The organism is Pseudomonas sp. DR48 (genome assembly GCF_019823085.1).
Lineage (GTDB): Bacteria > Pseudomonadota > Gammaproteobacteria > Pseudomonadales > Pseudomonadaceae > Aquipseudomonas.
In genome coordinates this window covers 5,989,938-6,008,180 of record NZ_CP081946.1, presented here as the reverse complement: position 1 = coordinate 6,008,180, position 18,243 = coordinate 5,989,938, and the positions used below count along the sequence as shown (strand labels likewise).

Here is an 18,243-nt window from a genome sequence, read left to right as displayed (position 1 = left end):
CTGCGCGTGGGCCGTTTTCGGGAGGCCTAGATAGTCACGGCAATACTGTTCGCCTGTCGTTCCCGCGCCTGGGCCCCACGCTGCAATTGACTGGCGATCAGGGTGTTTTTCAGCAGATACGCAATGGTCATCGGACCGACCCCGCCGGGTACTGGCGTGATCGCGCTGGCCACTGTGCGCGCACTGGCGTAATCGACATCGCCTACAAGCCGGTTGCCGGACTCACTGGCGATGCGATTGATGCCGACGTCGATCACCACCGCGCCGGGTTTGAGCCAGCTGGCGTCGATCATCTCAGGACGACCTACCGCCGCGACCACGATGTCCGCCAGCCTGCACAACGCCGGTGCATCGACACTGCGCGAGTGCACCACGCTGACCGAGCAATGGGCCTGCAACAATAAGGTCGCCATGGGTTTGCCGACTATGTTCGAGCGGCCAATAACCACCGCGTGCAAGCCGCTCAAGTCGCCGCAGGTTTCGTGCAGCAGGCGCATGCAGCCGCTGGGTGTGCAGGGTGTCAGGACTTCAATGCCTTGCACCAGGCCGCCGACATTTTCCCGATGAAAGCCGTCCACGTCCTTGATCGGATCAATGGCATGGATCACCGCGCCTTCGTCGATATGGGCCGGCAATGGCAGCTGCACGAGGATGCCGTTCACCGTGGCATCGGCATTCAGTTGCGCAATCAGTTCCAACACTTGCGCCTGGCTGGCGGTTTCCGGCAGACGGTATTCAAGGGAGCGGATCCCGACGTCCTTGGCCCGCAGCAGTTTGTTGCGCACGTAGACCTCGCTGGCCGGGTCTTCACCGACGAGCAGCACGGCCAGGGCGGGGTAAATCTGCTGTCCGGCCAGGACCAGAACCTCTTCTCGAACTTCGTCGAGAACCTGGGCAGAGATGGCTTTGCCGTCGATAACGCGGGCAAGAGCGGGGGTGGTGCTGATCAAAAGAGTCACCGTCGTCTTGATTGATAGAGGGGCGAAGTGATCATCGAGGCATTGATGCGCCTCGATGATCCATCAGACCTGCAGGCAAGGGCGCTTAGGCTACCAGTTGATGGCAACCGTACACCACCAGTACACCCGCGACCAGCGTGGCATAAGGCAGCCACCCGGCGCGTTTTTGTCCGGTATCGGTCTGCATATACAGGTCGCTGATCATCGCTTCCGGGAAGCGGCCCTTGTCCTGCACGTAGTGCCGGAAGCAGAACACCGGGAGGATCAAGAGCGCCAGCAACAGGCCGGTCACCAGCGTGCCGGCGCCCCAGATATCGGCTCCCAACCCCATGCACGCCAGGTTGACGAAGCTCAGTACACCACCGGCGGCCAATAGCACGGTCGGAGCCTTGTACGGACGTATCCAGTCGGGACGGTCCAGGCGATGGATCCAGCCAGCATTAAGGTTAAGAAAGTTGAAGATGATGTAGCTGACGTTGGATGCGGCCAGCACGAACACATAATCGGACATCAGCAACAGCAGCAGGTTGAACGACAAGTCGGTCCACATCGCTGCGGTAGGTGCACCGTGTTCGTTGGTGCGCCCCAGATATTTCGGCAGCCAGCCATCCACCGACGCCTGATACAGGGTGCGCGAGGAGCCGGACATCGAAGTCATGATTGCCAGCAGCGTGGCCAGGACCAACATGATCAGCACGATGTTGGCCACCAGTTTTCCGCCGCCGATGCTGTCTGCCATGACCTGGCCGACGCCCATGCCGCTGTAGATCGCGGGTGACAGCAGACCGCTGTAGACCGCCGGTGTGACCACCGCGCCGCTGGCATCGAGAACGGCCGGTGTCACCAGTTGGCCGAGTCCGAGGCTGCCCTGAAACGCCAGGGGCACCAGGGTGAACACCAGAATGCACAGCAGGCCGGCGTAGAAGATCGCCTTGAACGTGTCACGCTTGGGGTCCTTGAATTCCCGGGTGTAGCACACGGCGGTTTCGAAGCCGTAAGTGGACCACGCGGCCATGAACAGGCCGCCGGCCATCAATGACCACCCGGAAATGTCCCAAGGCCCGTCGATCACTTGCCCGGCCGCGTCATGGGCCAATGGGTACAGGGGCAGGAAATTGGCCTGGGCCGCGTCACCGGTGAATAGCGGCACCACGCCCACCAGCAGCAAGGGAATCAGCGAGGTCACCCCAAGCACCAGGGTCAGGCGTGCCGAGCGCAAGATGCCGCCATGCTGCACGGCGAACACCGTCAGTAAAATCAACAGGCCGATGGCGAACGTTGCGTTGATCCGCAGCGACAGGCCGCTCTTGACCCAGCCGAGGTCAAGCAAGGTCAGTTGCCAGGTATTGATCAGCGCATCAGCGGGGAACAAGGCGGTGAGGATGTAACCGGCTGCCAGCCCCGAGCCAATGGACAACACCGGGGACCAGGCCAGCCAGTTGCACCACACCGAGACCGGTGCGATCAGCTTGCTGTAGCGCACCCAGGCAACTGCGCCGTAGACCGACGCGCCACCGGATTTGTGTGGAAACAGCCCGGCGATTTCGGCATAGGTGAAGGCCTGGATGAAGCCGAACAGGATCGACACGATCCAGACGATCCAGGCCGGTTTGCCTACCGTGGCGGCAATCGCGCCGATAGAAAACAGGACCAGGGCGGGCACGCCACTGGCGACCCAGAAAGCCCCGCGCCAATCAATCTTGCGGTGCAGGCTGCCCACTGAGCTGGCGGCCTGCGGTACGGCCTCGAACGTAGTCGCTTCCATCTTCGTATTCCCATGTCTGAGTAGAGGAGTAGTGGGGCAGTCAAAGTCGGGTGGCGCTCAAGCTCGTGTGATCGATCAACTGCGTACCCGGCTCTTGTCCGGGTCGTAGAAAATCGCTGCGGTGACCGTGGCGCTGATGCGCTTCTGCAGGCCATCGACTTTGCCGATCTCCAACGCTGTGCCGGCGTCGGCGCAGGCCACGTCGACCCGGCACAGCGCGATATTGCTGGCCAGCAGCGGTGAGCGGCAGGCACTGGTGATGACTCCGACCTGGGCTCGGCCGTGGTACACCGGGTCACCGTGGTGGGCGCCTTCGTTGCCACTCAGTTGCAGGCCCACCAGTTTGTGAGCGGGATGGGCGCTGCGCCGTAGCAGGGCATCGCGGCCGATGAAATCATCGGTTTTGCCTTTTAACGGAACACAAAAACCGATACCGGCCTCGAACGGATCGGTCTGGTCGCTGAACTCGTAACCGGCAAAAATCAGCCCGGCTTCGATGCGCAACATGTCCAGCGCTTCCAGGCCCAGCGGCACCAGGCCCAAAGGTTGGCCCAGTTGCCAGATCCGGTCCCAGACCCGCTCCGCATCCTCGGGTTGGCACCAGACTTCGTAGCCCAGTTCGCCGGTGTAGCCGGTGCGCGAGATCATCAACGGGCAGCCGTCGTACCCGTCCAGACGGCCCACCAGAAAACGGAACCAGCTGAGGGTTTCCAGGCTCGGTTGGGTCGGCGCGGTCCAGACCATCTGTTTGAGCAGCTCGCGGCTCATCGGGCCTTGCACCGCCAGGTTGTGAATCTGCTCGCTGGCGGATTTGACCCAGACTTTCATACCGAGCTTTTGCGCCTGTTCGCGCAGCCAGGCTCCGGCGTAATCCTCGCCGCAGATCCAGCGGAAATTGTCCGGGCCCAGGCGCAGCAGGGTGCCGTCGTCGAGCATGCCGCCATGCTCGTGACACATTGCCGAATACACCACTTGACCCACCGCCAGGCGCCGGACATCGCGGGTCAGGCAGTGCTGCAACAAGGCTTCGGCGTCAGGGCCGATGATTTCGAATTTGCGCAGGGCGGTCAGGTCCATCACGGCCACGCGCTCGCGGCAACCGAGGTATTCCTCGATCGCGCCATAGCCGTCATAGCGCAGTGGCAGCCACCAGTTGCGGTAGTCGACGAAGCTGCCGGTCAAGGCGCTGGTGCGTGAATGGAACGCGGACTCACGGGTGAGGATCGGGTCGGCATCGGCCGTGGTTCGAGTGCTCATGGCGATGGAAAAACGCTCCTTTTCGCTGTAGATGCGGATATGGATATCGGTCGGGTTCCAGCCATTGGCCGGGTCGATGTCATCCGGGCACGAAGTACTGCCGCACACCAGGTCGGTCATGGCCCGCAGCAGCACGTAGTCGCCGGGGCGCGACCAGGGCTCATCCAGGGTCATCTGCTGGTGCGCGTCGATCCCGGTATTGAAAAACAAATTGATCGCCGGCCAGCCATTGCGGGCTCCGACCCCATGGGAGGCGAGCACTCGGCTGAGGTTGTCGCTGCAGTTGTCGTGCCCGAAATAGCCATGGCTTTCGTAGTAGCGCGCGGCGCAAGCCAGTGCGAAGGAGTCGTGCCGGCCGACGGTGTCACGCACCACCTCCAGCATCGGTTGCATCTGCCGGTCGAAAAACTTTGAGAACAGTCCCGGTGCCGGGTAGGCGCTACCGTTCAGGGTGCGGGTGACGGTCTGGTCCAGGTCCAGTTCCAGACCGCGATCCAGTGCCCGCCGATCCAGAGCGACGAAGTCCGAGCACTGGCGACCGGCGACATCCAGCACCTGCACGTACTGACCTTTACCGACGGTGTAACTGAGGGCGGTGCCAGCGCCGAGGGTGAACTCGTCGATTAACTCACCCAAGGGTTCGGGCAACGCGGGGAGCAGCAGGGGTGAGGGATTGGCCCGTGTCACCAGCAGTCGCAGCTCGCTGGGCCGGTATTGCCGGTCAACGGCGGTTGGCCCGGCGGGTGCGGCGACGATCACCAGCAGCTCACCGTCGGCGACGAAGCGGCGGCTGAAGTTGGCCGGGCTGTCCTCGCCCCAGAGTGAAGCGGCGCTGGGCAGGTGCTGTGGATCAATCGCACGTCGGCTCAGCGCCTGGCCAATGCGCCGCGATTGCACGGTCGGTTCGGCGAGCCGTGCGCCGATGAACCCGCAGGCCGTCGAATCGATCAGCCCCCAGGCCGCGAGGGCGCTGCGACCGAGGGTATCGATGGCCAGTAATTCGCAGGGCTGCCGGCCTTCAAGGTCGATCACTTGCAGGCTGTCGCCGGGCTGCAACGCGACAAGGGTCAGGCCGCCGCCGGCCACCCGATAGCGCTCCAGGCCCGGGGCTCGGGCAAAGAGTCCGGGCTCGCGCGGATGGGAAACACGAGGTGCGTTCATGGTGGGACTCCCGGGTCAACCGATCGACTTGACGGATATCGCCGGTTCAGCGAGGTACGCCGCCATGGAGTCGTCAAGAGCATGCAGCCAGGGCGTGTGGTGGGGCGGCGACTGGGTGCCGGTCATCAGCGATCGGTAGGATTTGTCGCGGTAACCCATGATGTCGTGGGCCTTGTCGTGCTTCCAGTGCAGGAAGGTGTCGTTGACCCCGGCGATATCGAAGTTCGGGTAGTCCGTGGCGTCCACCAATTGCTGGATATAGGCGCCCTGGTATTCGAACATCTGCTGGTTGGTTTCAAGCTGCTGTTCGCGGTCATGCCATTGCTGGATATCGGCGGCCCTTTGTGTTTGCCCGGGTAAAGCGATGCGTTGCAGGATCACGTCGCGGGCGTACCAGGCCTGGGCGTCGAACATGTTGAACGAGTACCACTGGTCCTGCATGCCGAGGTAGATCAGTTGCGGGTTGGGCTGCCAGAAAATGCCTTTGTACAGGTTCATCGGCCACAGTCGGTTGTCAGTCTTGAGGCACAGTTCGTCCGGCAGGAAGGGGAAGTGATGTTTGTAGCCGGTGCAGAGGATCACCGCATCGATGTGCTTGTGGGTGCCGTCAATAAAGTACGCGCGGTTTTTTTCCAGGCGCTGCAACAGCGGTTTTTCTTCCCAATTGGCGGGCCAGTCATAGCCCATGGGCGCGGTGCGGTAGCAACTGGTGATGCTGCGGGCGCCGTATTTGTAACACTGGGAACCGATGTCTTCGGCGGAATAGCTACTGCCGACAATCAGCAGATCCTTGCCCTTGAACTCCAGCGCGTCGCGGAAATCATGGGCGTGCAGAATGCGCCCGCCGAACTGCTCGAATCCGGGGAAGTACGGCATCTGGGGCGTTGAAAAGTGCCCGCAGGCGTTGATCACATAGTCGAATTCTTCCGAGGTCCGGGTATCGCTGCCGTAGTCGTGGGCGACCACCGTGAAGCGGCGAGTCTCTTCGTCAAAGGTGACCTGGCGTACCACATTGTTGAAACGGATGTAGTCGCGAACTCCGGCTTTTTCGACGCGGCCCTTGATGTAATCCCACAGCACTTCCCGTGGCGGATACGAGCCGATGGGGCGACCGAAATGTTCCTCGAAACTGTAGTCGGCGAACTCCAGGCATTCTTTCGGGCCGTTGGACCATAAATAGCGGTACATGCTGCCATGGACCGGTTCGCCGTTTTCATCCAGGCCGGTGCGCCAGGTGTAATTCCACATGCCGCCCCAGTCCTGCTGTTTTTCGTAGCAGACGAGTTCCGGGATGGGCGTGCCCTGGTCCCTGGCTGATTGAAATGCCCGCAGTTGAGCCATGCCGCAAGGGCCGGCGCCGATGATTGCTACGCGTGTGGTCATGGTCGTCTCTCGTGGCTGTGTCTTGTGGCTGTGTCTTGTGGCGATGGATCGGAAAAGGGCGCGCTCAGCGAAAAATCACCGTCTTGTCCTGGTTGATGAACACCCGGTGTTCCAGGTGGTATTTCAGGGCTTTGGAAAGTGCGACGGTCTCGGTGTCGCGGCCGATGGCGACCAGCGCATCGGGTTGGTAGGTGTGATCGACGCGCTGGATTTCCTGCTCGATGATCGGGCCTTCGTCGAGGTCACTGGTGACGTAGTGGGCGGTGGCGCCGATCAGCTTCACGCCACGGTCGTAGGCCTGGTGATAGGGCTTGGCACCCTTGAAACCGGGCAGGAACGAGTGATGGATATTGATGGCTCGACCGGACAGTTGCTGGCACAGGCCGTCAGACAGAATTTGCATGTAGCGGGCGAGCACCACCAGGTCGGTCTGGGTGTCCTCGACGATGCGCATTAACTCGGCTTCCTGGCTGGCCTTGGTGTCCTTGTTGACCGGCAGGTAGATGAAGCGAATACCTTCGCGTTCAGCCATGGCCCGCAGGTCCAGATGGTTGGAAACCACTGCGGTGATGTGCATATCCATCTCGCCCTTGCGGTGGCGGTACAGCAGGTCGGTCAGGCAGTGGTCGAATTTGCTGACCATCAGCAGCACGCGGGTCGGCTGGCTGCTGCAGAACAGCTGCCACTGCATGTCGAAGCCGCCAGCCAGGTCACCCAGACCCTCGCGAAGGGCACCGATATCGCCGGTCACGCCGGTGTTGAAGCGGAACACCGCGCGCATGAAAAACTGCCCGGTGAACTCGTCGTCGAATTGCGCCAGCTCGCTGATGTAGCACTGCTGTCCGGCCAGGCAGGTGGTGATTGCGGCGACGATGCCGGACGCTGCCGGGCAATTGATCTTGAGGATGTAATGTTCGTTGGAGGTGTCCATCGAAGGCCTCTTGGATAAAGTGGTTGGAGGCTCAGCCTTTGGCCGTGCGCTTGGTTTTTTCCGGATCGTCGAAGGGCAGGGCGTGGGTTACGGCGGCGCTTTCCTGGCTGCCGCGCACCTGCAAGGCAATGCCTGGGACCGAGCAAGCGACGCTCATCCGGGCGATGGCCATCGAGCGTTTGCTCAGGCGTGAATACATGCCGCAGGTGATCACCCCGACTTGCTGGTTGCCTTGCCACAGGGTGTCGCCGGCTTCGGCGGCACGCACGCCTTCGAGCAGCACGCCGGTGATCTTGAAGCGCTCCTGGCCGCGCAGGCGCAAGTGCTCTTCGGCACCACGGAATTCGCGCTTGTCCGGGGACACGGTGAAATCCAGGCCCATTTCCCACAGGGTGTCGCCAGCCTTCTGATCGGCGAAGGGGTACATCTGCGAGTTGTCGTAGGGGAAAAACATCAGCGAGCTTTCCACCCGCAACCAGTCCAGTGCAGTGAAGGCGCAAGGGATGATGCCCAGCCCTGCGCCTTGTTCGAGGATCGTGTCCCACAGCGCCGGGGCATCGGCGGCCTTGCAGAAAATCTCGTAGCCGCGTTCGCCGGTGTAACCGGTGCGAGAGATCATCACCGGGCGGTCAAACAGGCGGGTTTGCAGGTGGTGGAAGTAAGGCAGCTGACGAATCCCAGGCACATGCTCGGCGAGAAAATCCACCGCCAGCGGTCCTTGCAGCGACAGGTCGTGCAGGTCGTCATCGAACAGCACCGCCACTTGCCGGCCCTGGGATGAGCGCACCAGCATTTCGTGGCCGCTGCCGGCGCCGTGCACCACCATGAAGGCGTTGGGTCCGGTGCGGTAGACGATGCAGTCATCGACGAACTTACCGTCCTCATCGAGCATCGAGGCATACACCGACTTGCCGGGGTAGAGCTTGGCGATGTCGCGGGTGGTTGCCCATTGCAGCAGGCTCTCGGCGTGGGGGCCTACGTAGTGGACTTTTTTCAGCCCGGACACGTCCATCAGCCCGGCCCGGGTACGGATTGCCTGATGGTGATCGGCCAGATCGCTGTCGTAGGTCCAGGCAGTGCCCATGCCGTTCCAGTCTTCGAGGTTCGAGCCGAGTGCGCGGTGCCGTTCGGCCAGTGCAGAAATACGCCATGAATGCGCCATGTGAAGATCCTTGTCGGTGAAAGTGGGGTCAGGGTTCAGGCCTGGTCGAAGCGGCTCAGCCACTCAACCAGGGTCTGTCGGTAGCGGCTCATGCCCTTGTAGTCGGCGATCGGCTCGGGCAGGTCGCGCAGCACACGGTGCAGGCGGCAGCCCCAGCCGGGCTGAGTGACCAGCTCATCCATGCTGATCAGGTAGGTGCGGATGCTGAACATCACCGCGTTGCTGCGGGGCAGGCGGACCATCACTTGCAACTCGACCCGCAGGTGAACCTGTTGCCCGACGTTCTGGGCAGTGATGCGGCCGCGGTCGGCGCCCCATTCATGGAAAGTCTCGGGGGAAGAATCCAGGCGCGGGTTGATGGTCAGCGTCCAGTTCAGACGCCGCACCGGTTGCCCCACTTGCAGGTTGAGCAGGTACTTCAGCGCGCGGTCGAAGATGCCCATCTGGTGGGCCATGGGCACCGGCGAATGCCACTGTTTGAAACTCATGCCGGCGTCGAAGGCCAGGGACCAGTCGGCGGGGCTGGTGACCAGGCCGGCGTCCATGTACAGATCGCCGTCGCGTTGATCGAGCAGGGCGAAATCCCCCTGCACCTGTCGGCCAATGAACTCCAGCGGTTCACAGGGCAAGGTCGCGGCATCACCGAATACGAAGTGCTGGTCGATATCGAGCAAGGTGTTGCGCCAATGCCAGTGCTGCGCGTCACGCTTGAGGGTGAACCACTGCGGATAATCGGCGGCCAGATGCTCCATCAGCATTTGCAGCGCATCCCAGGCCGCCACTTGCATGTGCGGCAGCACCAGGTAGCGGCGCGGATCCTTGTCGAGCACAAGGGCGCGTTCTGCCATTTCCGAGCGATAGTGTTCATCGATGTCGAACGCGTGCTGGTAAATCGAACCGGGATCCCGGGAAGTCGCCGGTTCGATGTTCACCGAATACAGGTAGCTGTCCTCGGTGAAGGGGAAGGGGAAACGACGGATGGCGGCGGGGCTGTTGCGAAAACTGAAATCGTCTCGATAGCTCTGCACAGGACTTGATTGCATGGTCATGGTCGACTCCTAAAGATCCAGCGAAACGGTAGGGCCGCAGCCGCGGGACACACAGGGCATGAGAAAGTCGGCCTGCTCGGCGGGGCTCAGGAAACTGTCGCGGTGTTCGATGTCGCCGCCCACGTGGCGGGTCATGCATTGGCCACAGACCCCGCCACGGCACAGGTTGGGGATCTGCAGCCCGGCGGACTCCAGGGCTTCGAGCAGGCTTTGATCGGCGCCGACCCGCAGGCGACGGCCGCTGCGCAGCAGTTGCAGGTCGAAGGGTTGGCCCGGTTGCGCGGCATTGAACGCCTCCCAGTGCACGCGACTGGATGGCCAGCCAAGTGCCTTGGCCTGTTGCCGAACGGCGTCGAGTAACGGTTGCGGGCCGCAGGTGTAAAGATGGCTGCCCAGCGGTCGATCGCGCAGGATCCGGCTCAGGTCCGGGCGACTGGCGTAAGTGTGCAGGCGCGAACCCAGCCGCTGTTGCAACGCCTCGACATAGGCATCGCTCAAGCCCGGACGGCAGAGGTAATGCAATTCGAGGTGAGCCTGGCGTTGTTCCAAGGCCGCGATGTAGGTCATGAACGGAGTGATGCCGATGCCTCCGGCAATCAAGATGTGCAGGCTGGCGGTCGAGTGCAGCGCGAACAGATTGGCCGGTGGCGAAATCTGCAGTGTGTCGCCGACCTGGACCTGCCGGTGCAGGTAGTGCGAGCCGCCGCGAGACGCTTCCTGCAAGCGTACGGCGATGCGGTAATGCTGGCTGTCCGCTGGGTCGCCGGTCAGTGAATAGGCATTGCGCACCTTGCCCCCGGCCAGCGGCAGGTGGACCTGCACATGACTGCCGGGAGAGAAAACCGGCAGGGGCCCGGCGCACGTCTGCAGGGTGAACTCGCGCACCACTGGGGTCAGCATTCTCGCCGCACTGACCCGCACTTCGATGACGGCGCTCATGACCGGGCTCCGACGCAAGGCTGATCGGGGTTGGCGCAGACGCCGAGGTATGCCCCCAGGCGTCGGGAAAAGTGCTCGCGGACTTCCAGCCCGACGTCGCAACCGATGCAGGTCAGTAGCGCCTCTGTCCCGGTGGTCTGAGTCAGCCCGCAGTGCACGCAATACACCAGACGCGCACCGGCAAGCGTGTGGGTGATGTCGATCTCGTCATTTTCCAGTCCGGCGCTGCGGGCCTCGCCATGAATACGCCAGATAAAGGCCTCGTCGCCCATGATGTAGAGATGGCTGCCGACGCTGGCGCTAGCCAACACCTGATGCAGGCGGCGGGAAAAATCGGCGCTTTCGCCGTTCAGTACCAGGGGCTGTTCCAGCTCGTCGACAAAGGGCGCGCAGGCGGCCGCCGATTGCATGACCACGATGTGCCGGGAAACGCTTTCACGAGGCAGCGGCTGGCGATAGCACGGGAGGCTGTGAAGTCGGTCCGGGGCGGCGCTGTGTCTATCCGTCATGTGGGCTTTCCTGGTGTTGAACTGGGAATTTGTTTCCTGTTGGGGAAGATACTTTCCTATGGGGAAAATCTTCTCAATCCGGAAAAAGGGCTATGTCTTTGGAGATAAGCCCTGCACAACGCCGCTTCGGGGCATGGAAGTTGCTGGTCTTTGCTCAGGGCTGAGCAACCGGACGGGGAGTTATCGATAGTGCGAACACGATCGCAGTGGTGGCCGCTCTGGTTGGGGCGTATTCGCCCCGAACAGGCACGCAGCGTACGCAAACTGTTGGCCGGATTGCCCTTGTGTCAGGTGCACGCTGACGGTGCCTTGTCGGGTTTTCTGGATCGTTTCGAAGCATTGTTGCCGAGCTGCAAACTGAATCTGATCCTGGGCGGCGAAGACCTGGGGCCGGCACGGCGCGGATTGCTCGAAGGCTGTCAGGACGTTGCGCGTTGCCCCTGGCGTGAGTCGACACTGACTGATGCGGCGCAGGCCTGTGGCCCTTGTCGGCAACGGGGCGTCCATCGCCTGTTGTGTGCCTTGCCGAACAGTGACGATTCAAGCAAAGGGGTGTTGTTGCTCGATACGCCACATCCGGTTCACGCAAGCTGGCGCCAGTTGCTGGAGGAGGCGGCGCAGGCGGTCGGCGTCACTGTGCGTCTGCGCTGCCATACCCGTGAGCAACAGCGCAAACAGGCCACATCCCGGCATGGCGCCCTGGCCCGTGAGCTGCACGATTCGGTGGCGCAGCAGTTGGGTTACCTGTCGTTCCAGGCGCGTTTGCTGCAGTCGCAATTGGACGAGCCTGCGCGGGCCAGCACCGCGTTACAGGAACTGTGCGGCGGCTTGAGCCAGCTGCAGCGTCAGGTGCGCGAGCTGATCACCAGCGCTCGTCTGACCATGGACGGGCGTTCGTTGCGTCAGGCCTTGGCCGACTCTGTCGCCGAGTTCTCGCGGCGCTGCATCATCGTCTTTGAACTGGACAATCGCCTGGCGGATGACGCTTTGAGCCCGGAAACCGAATTGCAGATTCTGCAGATCATTCGCGAGGCACTGGCCAACGCCGTACGCCATTCCCATGCACGGCATGTGCGCATCGAGTTGCGGCAAAACCAGGACGGCGAGGCTTCTGTTTCGGTGGAGGATGACGGCATCGGACTGAGCCCGGCGTCAGGGGAAGAAAACCATTTCGGCCTGGCGATTATCCGCGAGCGCGCCGCGAGCATTGGCGCCCGACTGACCATCGAGGCGATCCGCCCGCACGGAGTCCGCGTACACCTTGGCCTTTGTTGCCACCAAGACCTGCCACAGGGGAGTTTCGATGGACTGCACGACCTTATTACTGATCGATGATCATCCGTTGTTTCGCAAAGGACTGGCACAGCTGTTCGGCGCCAGCGACGACTTCGAAGTGGTGGGGCAGGCTGCCAGTGGCCGCGAAGGCATCAACCTGGCCGTGAGCCTGGCGCCGCAGCAGGTTTTGCTTGATCTGCACATGCCCGGCTTGAGCGGTTTGCAGGTGCTCGATGAATTGCGTCAGTTGCGCCTCGATTGTCAGGTGGTGGTGCTCACCGCATCGATGGATCGCGCCGAGCTGTTGACCGCCCTGCGCCTGGGCGCCAGTGGTTATGTGCTCAAGGAAACCGAGCCGGATGCGTTGTTGGCCTACATGCGCAATTGCCACAAGGGCGCGATTGTTCTGGATTCAACCCTGATTGCGCTGCTGGCCGATCAGGGCGAGTCGGTGAACCGGCCTGCGCACGATCCGGATTCGCTCGACACCGGCAACCTGACCGAGCGCGAAGGTCAGACCCTGGCGCTGATCGCTGCGGGCATGAGCAATAAACAGATCGGCCGGGAACTGGGAATCAGCGATGGCACGGTCAAGATCTATGTGAGGAATCTGTTGCAGAAGCTCAGTCTGCACTCGCGCCTGGAGCTGGCGGCGTGGGTGCACAACGGCACATCGATGAGACACGAGGAGCGTCATTAGATGATGGAACGGCCAGAGGCATTCATGCAGACACCGCCCTTGCACCTGATGGATCGTTTTCCCGCGGCGTTGCTCGAACTGCGGGATAACGGTCAGATCGCCCACTTCAACCTGGCCTGGGTCGAGCTGATGGATCTGCCGGGCACGGAACGCAACCTCATCGACTATGTGCACCACGAAGACCGTTCGTTGTGGCGTCAGGCCCTGCATGAACTGCGTCGGCGCCCCGAAACCTCCTTCAACCAGCGGCTGCGTTTTGTTCACCCTTCGGGGGAGCTGCGCTGGTTCGACGTCAGCCTGAAGCGTGGGCCGCAGGGTTTTTATCTGGTGGCCAGCGACATCACTGCGCACAAGCGGCGCGAAATTGCCTTGCAGGCCAGCCAGCGCAGCAGCATGAGCTTGCTCGACAGCATGCCGGGGCTGATCTATCGCGGCCGCAACAACCGCGACTGGACCATGGAATTCGTCAGTGCCGGTTGTCTGCAACTGACCGGGTATCCACCCGAGCGGCTGGTGGACAACCATGAGTTCACCTACAACAGCCTCATCCTGGCGCAGGACGCCGATTACGTCTGGCGCGAGGTGCAATATGCGCTGTCGCGACAGGAACCGTTCGAACTCAATTACCGGATTCGCTGCGCCGATCAGTCGATCAAGCATGTCTGGGAAAAGGGTGTCGGCATCTACGCCGACACGCGTGAAGTGCTGGGTATCGAGGGGGCGATTTTCGAGCGAGGTGCTGGGCAGAATCCGGGGCGCTGACTCGTTGCATTTCTTTCCTGGCTGTACAGCAAAAAAGCCAAAGGACTAAGGTCTACAAAGGCCTCAGACTGGCAACCGGAATTGCTTACGCAAGGCCGTATCGAAGAATCCTGCGGGGGCAAAGCGGCGCAGCAGACTGATTTGTCGCGCTGACTTGCCGGCAGTGTAGCGATGCCGAGGACGGACATCCGTCGCCGCTTTCACCACTACCGCTGCCACGACATCTGGAAGGTCGGCTTTGGGCATTACCTCTTCGAGCAGCGCCCTGAACCCGGCTCGGGCGCGATCGTATACCTTGAGCTGCGAGTCGGGCTCAATGCCGTTTTGATCGAAGACGGTGCGCACGAATGCCGGCTCGATGACCGAGGCTCGAATATTGAAGGCACGAACCTCGTGATCAAGAGATTCCGAATAGCCCTCCAGGGCGTGCTTGACCGCCGAATAATGGGCGGAGTAGGGCGCGGGTACCAACCCTAGAATCGACCCGATATTGATGATGCGCCCTTGGCCACGCTCTCGCATCGACGGTAATACCGCATTGGTCATGCGGATGACTCCGAACAAATTGACATCGAACAATGCCTGGACCTGTGAGATCGAGAACTCCTCAGCGCCACCCAGTAGACCGATGCCGGCATTATTTACCAAAAGGTCGATCCGCCCGGTCTGCGCGAGTACGGTGGAGACGAGTGCATTGACAGAGTCATCATCCGTCACATCGCAGGTCAGCATGGACACCTGCGTTGAGCTGTTGCCAGCCTTTCGACTCGTGCCGAACACCGTATAACCAGCACGCACCAGAGCTTCGGCAGTCGCTTGACCAATACCGGATGATGCGCCGGTTACTACTGCGATTCTGTCGGAAGATGTTTTCATTCGATACTCCAGTGTGTCCGTGAGTTGCTTTCGGCTGTGGCAAGGTGCTGGTTAAGCGCTATTGCTCCAGCATTAATTTTCGCCAGGCTATGGTTGCCGGGTTAATAAACGAGGCTTCTGATAAGTGACCTTCACGTATATCTGAGCCGAGTGTCTCGTCCGGCAGGCTGGTCGAGTTACTGCTCAGTAAGTCGACGCCGTGCATTTGCTCTTTTATTTGAGCTGATTCATGCGAAGGCACAGACTCACGCGTCTTCAAATTATCGACAGTCATTGCCCTACGTTCCTGACCTTCTCGCCTGCGTCTAACTGCGAAAGATATGAGCCCTCGTCCTGGGCTCCGGTTATCAAGTGCCAGTTGTAGTCATATGAGTTTGACGACCACCTTACCTTTGGCTCTGCCCCGTTCGACATAGCTCAATGCCTCAGCCGTCGACTCGAGAGGGAAGGTTCGGTCGACCACAGGTGTGATAACTCCAGACTCGACAAGCGCAGTGATTTTTTCTAATTGAGCACCGCTCGCGCGCATGAACACGAACGCATATCTGACGTTCATTTTCCGGGCTTTTCGGCGTATGCCGCTGCTTAACAGACGCATGACCCAACCCAATCCCCAGAACAGCTTTTGTTCTTTTGCGAACTCCGCCGTTGGTGGCCCGGAGATAGAGATAAGCTGGCCACCAGGCTTGAGAACGCTGAGTGATTTTTCCAGCTCGACAGGGCCGAGGCTGTTCAATACGACATCGTAGTCGCGCAGGACGGTTTCGAAATTTTGCTGCTTGTAGTCGATGACGACGTCCGCCCCTAACGCCTTGACCCAATCCACGTTACTTGTGCTGGTCGTCGTGGCAACGAAAGCCCCCAGATGCTTCGCAAGCTGGATGGCAATTGAGCCGACACCACCGGAACCCGCGTGGATAAAGACTTTTTGGCCCTTTTTCAACCGGGCTGTTTCAACCAGCACCTGCCACGCGGTTAACGCAACCAAGGGAAGAGCAGCAGCTTGTTCCATGGTGATATTTCTGGGTTTCAGCGCGAGGGCACTTTGGTCCACCGCAATCAGCTCGGCGAAGGTGCCAATGCGCGATTCGGGTGGGCGTGCATAGACTTCGTCACCCGGCTTGAAGTGGCGTACTCCCGATCCCACGCGAACCACAACACCGGCCAGGTCGTTACCCATAATCAAGGGGAATGAATACGGCAGGATCAGCTTGAATTCACCTTTGCGAATCTTCGAATCCAGCAGATTGACGCTACTGGCATGCACTTTAATCAGGACGTCGTTGATTCCGGGTTCAGGTTCCGGTACCTCGCCAATACGTCCCTGGCTCTCGCCGTAACGGTCGATCAAGAAGGCTTTCATGTTTCAGTTCTCATGGATTCAACGGGACGGCAGCACGCAACAAAGCGTGCTGCTGTAACGCGAGCCGAAGGTGCTCAGGCTTCAGTCACGCCTCGGTTCGATAGCGCTCGGCGACTGCAGATTGGCGGATCTCTGACAGCAAACCTTGACGGGCAGCCTGTAGAGCATCCCAGCGGGCGGCGTCTTGTAACGGCGGAATGGTCACCGGCTCGCGACGATCAAAACCGACCAGCGCCGCATCGACGAGATCAGCCACGTCCATGATTTCGCTCAGGGTATTGATGTCGATGCCCGCACGTTCCCAGATCTCCGTGCGGGTGGCCGCTGGGAGAACAGCTTGCACATAGACGCCTTTGGGCGTGAGCTCAAGGCTCAATCCCTGCGATAGAAACAGGACAAACGCCTTGGTCGCGCCGTAGACGCTCATCCCGAATTCCGGTGCCAGTCCCACGACCGAGCCAATGTTGATGATCGCGCCATTACCGGCTTGTGCCAGGCGTGGAGCGATTGCACTGGCGAGTCGAACCAGGGCCGTGGTGTTGAGCGCGACCAGGTTGGCAACGTTGTCGGTGGATTGCTCGATGAAGCTGCCGGATTGGGCGGCTCCGGCATTATTCACGAGGATGCCGATGCTCGCGTCATCACGCAGGCGAGCTTCGACGGTGGTCAAATCGGAGATTTGAGTCAGGTCAGCCTGAATCACATCAATGGCAACACCGTGTTTCTCCCGCAGACGGGTCGCAAGCAGGTCTAACCTGTTTTTGTCGCGGGCAACCAGCACCAGATTGTGCCCACGTTGGGCAAAACGCTCGGCATAAGTCGCACCAATGCCTGTTGAGGCGCCGGTAATAAGTACGGTTTCAGGGAGGCTCATAATTGGATGCTCTTGAGTAGATATCGATAAAGGATTCAGTCTTTAGGACTGTTCAACCCTGCGCGGACCTGGACTCGGCCAGGGTCGGGTAGTCGATGTAACCCGCTGCACCGCCGCCATACAGCGTCGTTGGATCGAATGCGGATAAAGGCGCATCAGCCTTGAGTCGCTCCACCAAATCCGCGTTGCCGATAAACGGACGCCCGAAAGCGATGAGGTCGGCCTTGTCCTCGTTCAGTGTCGAGGTGGCCAGATTCAGGTCGTAGCCATTGTTGGCGATGTAGGTGTTTTTGAAGCGTTTGCGCAGGGAGCCGAAGTCGAAGGGAGCGACCTCGCGAGGTCCGCCGGTAGCGCCTTCGACTACATGCAGATAAACCAGACCCAAGGCATTGAGTTGATCTGTGAGGTAGTCGAATTGAGCCTGCGGATCGCTGCTTGAAACGTCATTGGCAGGTGATACGGGAGAAATGCGAATTCCGGTTCGATCAGCACCGATCTCGGCCACCACCGCGGCGGCAACTTCGAGCAGCAAGCGAGCGCGATTTTCAACCGAGCCACCGTAGGCATCAGTGCGAATGTTTGCGCCGTCCTTGAGGAACTGATCCAGCAAATAGCCGTTTGCGCCGTGGATCTCTACGCCGTCAAATCCCGCGGCGATTGCGTTTGCCGCCGCTTGGCGAAAGTCATTAACGATCCCTGGCAACTCTTCGATATCAAGGGCTCGGGGTTCTGAGACATCGACGAAGCTGTTGTTGACGAATACTTTCGTCGCGGCTCGCAGAGCTGAGGGCGCTACCGGAGCAGCACCGTTTGCCTGAAGGTCGACGTGGGAAACGCGTCCGACATGCCACAGCTGCAGGAAAATGCGTCCGCCTTTGGCATGAACAGCATCGGTGACTTTGCGCCAGCTATCGATCTGCTTCTGTGTATAGATACCGGGCGTGTCCTGATAGCCCTGTCCTTGCTGGGAGATCTGGGTAGCCTCGGCAATCAGCAGGCCTGCGGACGCTCTCTGGCTGTAATAGGTTGCAGCGAACTCGCTCGGTACAAAGCCCTCACCAGCACGGTTACGGGTCAACGGCGCCATTACGATTCTGTTGGAAAGTGTCAGCGAGCCGAGCGTGTATGGCTCAAACAATGTCTTGTCGTTCATATCGTTCCCACAATCGTTGATCAATGACGGCGTCGTGCGCCGTGCCCGCGATGATTCGCGATGACGACTTTTATGATGTTGATCATAATCAAAACTGTCAACTGTTTTGATTACGATCAACATCA

General features: G+C 60.6%; 17 protein-coding genes. 3 read left to right on the top strand and 14 right to left on the bottom strand.

What is annotated here, in order from left to right; all coding sequences use genetic code 11:
- Positions 1–26: 26 nt before the first annotated feature.
- The 9 genes from folD to K5K95_RS27065 all read right to left on the bottom strand — a co-directional run bounded on the left by folD (position 27) and on the right by K5K95_RS27065 (position 11,115).
- Positions 27–950, bottom strand: a complete 924-nt coding sequence (folD, locus tag K5K95_RS27105; RefSeq protein WP_222586936.1) for a bifunctional methylenetetrahydrofolate dehydrogenase/methenyltetrahydrofolate cyclohydrolase FolD — start codon at positions 948–950, stop codon at positions 27–29.
- Positions 951–1,044: 94 nt separating this feature from the next.
- Positions 1,045–2,724, bottom strand: a complete 1,680-nt coding sequence (locus tag K5K95_RS27100) for an APC family permease (RefSeq protein WP_222586935.1) — start codon at positions 2,722–2,724, stop codon at positions 1,045–1,047.
- Between the two features lie 75 nt (positions 2,725–2,799).
- Positions 2,800–5,142, bottom strand: a complete 2,343-nt coding sequence (locus K5K95_RS27095) for a DUF1989 domain-containing protein (protein ID WP_222586934.1) — start codon at positions 5,140–5,142, stop codon at positions 2,800–2,802.
- A gap of 15 nt (positions 5,143–5,157) precedes the next feature.
- The gene (locus tag K5K95_RS27090; RefSeq protein ID WP_222586933.1) at positions 5,158–6,525 is read right to left on the bottom strand and encodes an NAD(P)-binding domain-containing protein; all 1,368 of its coding nucleotides are present in this window, start codon (positions 6,523–6,525) and stop codon (positions 5,158–5,160) included.
- Between the two features lie 64 nt (positions 6,526–6,589).
- Positions 6,590–7,456: a formyltetrahydrofolate deformylase gene (gene purU / locus K5K95_RS27085; RefSeq protein ID WP_222586932.1), complete on the bottom strand. Its 867-nt coding sequence runs from the start codon at positions 7,454–7,456 to the stop codon at positions 6,590–6,592.
- A 31-nt stretch (positions 7,457–7,487) separates the two neighbouring features.
- The gene (locus K5K95_RS27080; protein WP_222586931.1) at positions 7,488–8,618 is read right to left on the bottom strand and encodes an aminomethyltransferase family protein; all 1,131 of its coding nucleotides are present in this window, start codon (positions 8,616–8,618) and stop codon (positions 7,488–7,490) included.
- Between the two features lie 35 nt (positions 8,619–8,653).
- Positions 8,654–9,667 carry a heme-dependent oxidative N-demethylase family protein gene (locus tag K5K95_RS27075; RefSeq protein WP_222586930.1) on the bottom strand — a complete coding sequence of 338 codons (1,014 nt, stop codon included), beginning with the start codon at positions 9,665–9,667 and terminating at the stop codon, positions 8,654–8,656.
- A 9-nt stretch (positions 9,668–9,676) separates the two neighbouring features.
- Complete coding sequence (locus K5K95_RS27070; RefSeq protein ID WP_222586929.1) at positions 9,677–10,606, bottom strand: PDR/VanB family oxidoreductase; 930 nt, start codon at positions 10,604–10,606, stop codon at positions 9,677–9,679.
- The gene (locus K5K95_RS27065; RefSeq protein WP_222586928.1) at positions 10,603–11,115 is read right to left on the bottom strand and encodes a dimethylamine monooxygenase subunit DmmA family protein; all 513 of its coding nucleotides are present in this window, start codon (positions 11,113–11,115) and stop codon (positions 10,603–10,605) included. Before K5K95_RS27065 ends, K5K95_RS27070 begins: the two co-directional genes overlap by 4 nt.
- A gap of 189 nt (positions 11,116–11,304) precedes the next feature.
- Here K5K95_RS27065 and K5K95_RS27060 point away from each other — a divergent pair, with 189 nt between their 5' ends.
- Genes K5K95_RS27060 through K5K95_RS27050 form a run of 3 tightly spaced genes read left to right on the top strand, consistent with a single transcriptional unit; the run spans position 11,305 to position 13,852 of the window.
- On the top strand, positions 11,305–12,450 hold the full coding sequence (locus K5K95_RS27060; protein ID WP_261398088.1) for an ATP-binding protein: 1,146 nt from the start codon (positions 11,305–11,307) through the stop codon (positions 12,448–12,450).
- The gene (locus tag K5K95_RS27055; protein ID WP_222586927.1) at positions 12,419–13,090 is read left to right on the top strand and encodes a response regulator; all 672 of its coding nucleotides are present in this window, start codon (positions 12,419–12,421) and stop codon (positions 13,088–13,090) included. Before K5K95_RS27060 ends, K5K95_RS27055 begins: the two co-directional genes overlap by 32 nt.
- On the top strand, positions 13,091–13,852 hold the full coding sequence (locus tag K5K95_RS27050; protein WP_222586926.1) for a PAS domain-containing protein: 762 nt from the start codon (positions 13,091–13,093) through the stop codon (positions 13,850–13,852).
- A gap of 63 nt (positions 13,853–13,915) precedes the next feature.
- Here K5K95_RS27050 and K5K95_RS27045 read toward each other — a convergent pair whose 3' ends face one another.
- From K5K95_RS27045 to K5K95_RS27025, 5 genes are all read right to left on the bottom strand, one after another.
- Complete coding sequence (locus tag K5K95_RS27045) at positions 13,916–14,728, bottom strand: oxidoreductase (protein WP_222586925.1); 813 nt, start codon at positions 14,726–14,728, stop codon at positions 13,916–13,918.
- Between the two features lie 58 nt (positions 14,729–14,786).
- The gene (locus tag K5K95_RS27040) at positions 14,787–15,002 is read right to left on the bottom strand and encodes a hypothetical protein (RefSeq protein WP_222586924.1); all 216 of its coding nucleotides are present in this window, start codon (positions 15,000–15,002) and stop codon (positions 14,787–14,789) included.
- Between the two features lie 90 nt (positions 15,003–15,092).
- Positions 15,093–16,091: an NADP-dependent oxidoreductase gene (locus K5K95_RS27035; protein ID WP_222586923.1), complete on the bottom strand. Its 999-nt coding sequence runs from the start codon at positions 16,089–16,091 to the stop codon at positions 15,093–15,095.
- Between the two features lie 85 nt (positions 16,092–16,176).
- Positions 16,177–16,965 carry an SDR family NAD(P)-dependent oxidoreductase gene (locus K5K95_RS27030; RefSeq protein WP_222586922.1) on the bottom strand — a complete coding sequence of 263 codons (789 nt, stop codon included), beginning with the start codon at positions 16,963–16,965 and terminating at the stop codon, positions 16,177–16,179.
- 52 nt (positions 16,966–17,017) lie between these two features.
- The gene (locus K5K95_RS27025; protein WP_222590445.1) at positions 17,018–18,118 is read right to left on the bottom strand and encodes an alkene reductase; all 1,101 of its coding nucleotides are present in this window, start codon (positions 18,116–18,118) and stop codon (positions 17,018–17,020) included.
- Positions 18,119–18,243 lie beyond the last annotated feature (125 nt).

Bases quoted from the DNA above. Each gene is read 5' to 3' on its own strand.
- K5K95_RS27100 (WP_222586935.1), bottom strand. From the start codon at position 2,724: ATGGAAGCGACTACGTTCGAGGCCGTACCGCAGGCCGCCAGCTCAGTG.
- K5K95_RS27095 (WP_222586934.1), bottom strand. From the start codon at position 5,142: ATGAACGCACCTCGTGTTTCCCATCCGCGCGAGCCCGGACTCTTTGCC.
- K5K95_RS27090 (WP_222586933.1), bottom strand. From the start codon at position 6,525: ATGACCACACGCGTAGCAATCATCGGCGCCGGCCCTTGCGGCATGGCT.
- purU (WP_222586932.1), bottom strand. From the start codon at position 7,456: ATGGACACCTCCAACGAACATTACATCCTCAAGATCAATTGCCCGGCA.
- K5K95_RS27080 (WP_222586931.1), bottom strand. From the start codon at position 8,618: ATGGCGCATTCATGGCGTATTTCTGCACTGGCCGAACGGCACCGCGCA.
- K5K95_RS27075 (WP_222586930.1), bottom strand. From the start codon at position 9,667: ATGACCATGCAATCAAGTCCTGTGCAGAGCTATCGAGACGATTTCAGT.
- K5K95_RS27070 (WP_222586929.1), bottom strand. From the start codon at position 10,606: ATGAGCGCCGTCATCGAAGTGCGGGTCAGTGCGGCGAGAATGCTGACC.
- K5K95_RS27065 (WP_222586928.1), bottom strand. From the start codon at position 11,115: ATGACGGATAGACACAGCGCCGCCCCGGACCGACTTCACAGCCTCCCG.
- K5K95_RS27055 (WP_222586927.1), top strand. From the start codon at position 12,419: ATGGACTGCACGACCTTATTACTGATCGATGATCATCCGTTGTTTCGC.
- K5K95_RS27050 (WP_222586926.1), top strand. From the start codon at position 13,091: ATGATGGAACGGCCAGAGGCATTCATGCAGACACCGCCCTTGCACCTG.
- K5K95_RS27045 (WP_222586925.1), bottom strand. From the start codon at position 14,728: ATGAAAACATCTTCCGACAGAATCGCAGTAGTAACCGGCGCATCATCC.
- K5K95_RS27040 (WP_222586924.1), bottom strand. From the start codon at position 15,002: ATGACTGTCGATAATTTGAAGACGCGTGAGTCTGTGCCTTCGCATGAA.
- K5K95_RS27035 (WP_222586923.1), bottom strand. From the start codon at position 16,091: ATGAAAGCCTTCTTGATCGACCGTTACGGCGAGAGCCAGGGACGTATT.
- K5K95_RS27030 (WP_222586922.1), bottom strand. From the start codon at position 16,965: ATGAGCCTCCCTGAAACCGTACTTATTACCGGCGCCTCAACAGGCATT.
- K5K95_RS27025 (WP_222590445.1), bottom strand. From the start codon at position 18,118: ATGAACGACAAGACATTGTTTGAGCCATACACGCTCGGCTCGCTGACA.